The sequence below is a fragment of the Sinomonas sp. G460-2 genome, from assembly GCF_047759905.1.
In the GTDB taxonomy this organism is placed as follows: domain Bacteria; phylum Actinomycetota; class Actinomycetes; order Actinomycetales; family Micrococcaceae; genus Sinomonas.
This window is the reverse complement of record NZ_JBKZWT010000482.1, coordinates 1-1,915: the sequence shown is the minus strand read 5'-3', so window position 1 is coordinate 1,915 and position 1,915 is coordinate 1. Positions and strand designations below refer to the sequence as shown.

2 protein-coding genes are annotated in these 1,915 nt (G+C 69.3%); both read right to left on the bottom strand.

The window, feature by feature from the left end:
• The coding region (locus ACLN58_RS21670) for an ABC transporter ATP-binding protein (protein WP_415857279.1) at positions 1–1,121 on the bottom strand (1,121 nt) is incomplete at its 3' end.
• 7 nt (positions 1,122–1,128) lie between these two features.
• Positions 1,129–1,914 carry an ABC transporter permease gene (locus tag ACLN58_RS21665; RefSeq protein ID WP_415857278.1) on the bottom strand — a complete coding sequence of 262 codons (786 nt, stop codon included), beginning with the start codon at positions 1,912–1,914 and terminating at the stop codon, positions 1,129–1,131.
• Between the last annotated feature and the right edge of the window lies 1 nt (position 1,915).

Here is a 1,915-nt window from a genome sequence, read left to right as displayed (position 1 = left end):
GCGTCCACGCCCTCGCGCACGAGCTTGCCGTCCTCGAAGTCGAGCCACTTCTCGATCCGCGCGTAGCCGCTCGCGCCGACCGGCGGGACGGCGCCCGTGACGAACGCGCGCAGCTCGGTGTCCTCGCGGCGTAGGTAGAGCTCGGCGAAGTGCCCCCGGGGCACCACGCGCTCGACCGTCGCCGGAAGGCCGTCGACGGCGCTGTGGCGCGCGCCGTTCGCGGCACCGTCGCGCGAGTCGTCGACGAACACGACGTCCTCGGGCCGGACGCCGACCACGCCCGCACCGGCCACGATGCGGCCGTCCTCGACGCGACCCTCGAGGCGGTTGAGGCTCCCGATGAACGTGGCCACGAACTCGGTGGCCGGGGCGCTGTACAGCTCGGCGGGCGTGCTGAACTGCTCGATGCGGCCCTGGTTCATGACCGCGATCCGGTCCGACATCGACATGGCCTCCTCCTGATCGTGCGTGACGATGAGGGTCGTGATGCCGAGGCGCTGCTGGATCTCGCGAATGTCTTCGCGGACCTTGACGCGCAGCTTCGCGTCGAGGTTGGACAGCGGCTCGTCGAGCAGGAGCAGCTCGGGCTCCTGTACGAGGGCCCGTGCGAGGGCGGTGCGCTGCTGCTCGCCGCCCGAGATGCGCGCGGGCCGCGAGTCCTTGTGGTGCAGGAGGTTCACGAGCGAGAGCGCCGCGTCGACGCGCTGGGCGATCTCCGCCTTGGGCCGCTTGCGCAGCTTGAGCGGGAAGCCCACGTTCTTCGCGACAGTCATGTGCGGCCACAGCGCGTAGTTCTGGAACACCATGGCGCTGGGACGCTGCTCGGGACCGAGGTGGACCACCTCGCGGTCGCCGACCTTGATCGAGCCGGCGTCCGGGGCGAGGAAGCCCGCGATCATGCGCAGCGTCGTGGTCTTGCCGCAGCCGGAGGGTCCGAGGAGCGAGACGAGCTCGCCCGGCTGGACAGTCATGTCGAGGCTGTCGATGATGGTCCGGCCGCCCAGCACCTTGTGCAGGCCGCGGACGTCGAGGCCTCCCGAGGGCTTGGCGGGCGTCGAGGCCGGGGCCTCGGCTGCCGGAGCCCCTGAGGCGGAAGAGGACAGAGTCGGGTTCGTGGTCATGGTGCCTCTACTTGATCTGGAAGCCCTCGGCGAGCTGGCCGCCGACGATGTGTTTGTGCGCCGCAAGGAGCAGAGCGACGGAGGGAATCGCCAGGAGGATCGAGAACACGGCTGCCACCTGGGTCGGGTAATTGAGCACGAGGCTGTACATCTGCGTGGGCATCGTCATGTAGTCCGGAGCGCCCACGAGGTAAGTGCCCTGCGCCTCGTCGAAGGACGCGAGGAAGCTCATGATCGCGGCCACGAGGATGCCGGGGAGTGCCATCGGCAGCGTCACGCTGAAGAAGACCCGCAGCTTCGACGCGCCCGCATCCCGGGCGGCCTCCTCGAGGCTCCGCGGCACCGCCGCGAACGCGGCAGACGGGATCCACGTCATGAACACGATCGTCCCGAGCACGTGCACAATGAGGATGCCGAGGATCGAGTTCATGAGGTTGAGCGCGTAGAAGAGCGCCGCGAGCGAGACGAAGAGCCCCATCTTCGGGAACGCGTTGGCCGCGAAGAGCCCGATGAGGAAGAAGCGCCGGCCGGGGAACTCGAACCGCGCGAACGCATACGCCGCGGGCAGGCACAGGGCCGCCGAGACAAGGACCGTGAGCGGGGCGAAGAACAGCGAGTTCTGCACCGCGACGCCGAGCGCCTTGTCGCCGAAGACCACTTCCCACCAGTGCGTGGTCCAGCTGTCGGGCCACAAGTGCGGGTACGTCCAGCTGTCCGCGAACGCGCGGACCGCGAGCCACGCGAGCGGGCCGATGATGAACAGCGCGAGCAGGAGCGCGAGGACGGTCGTCAGC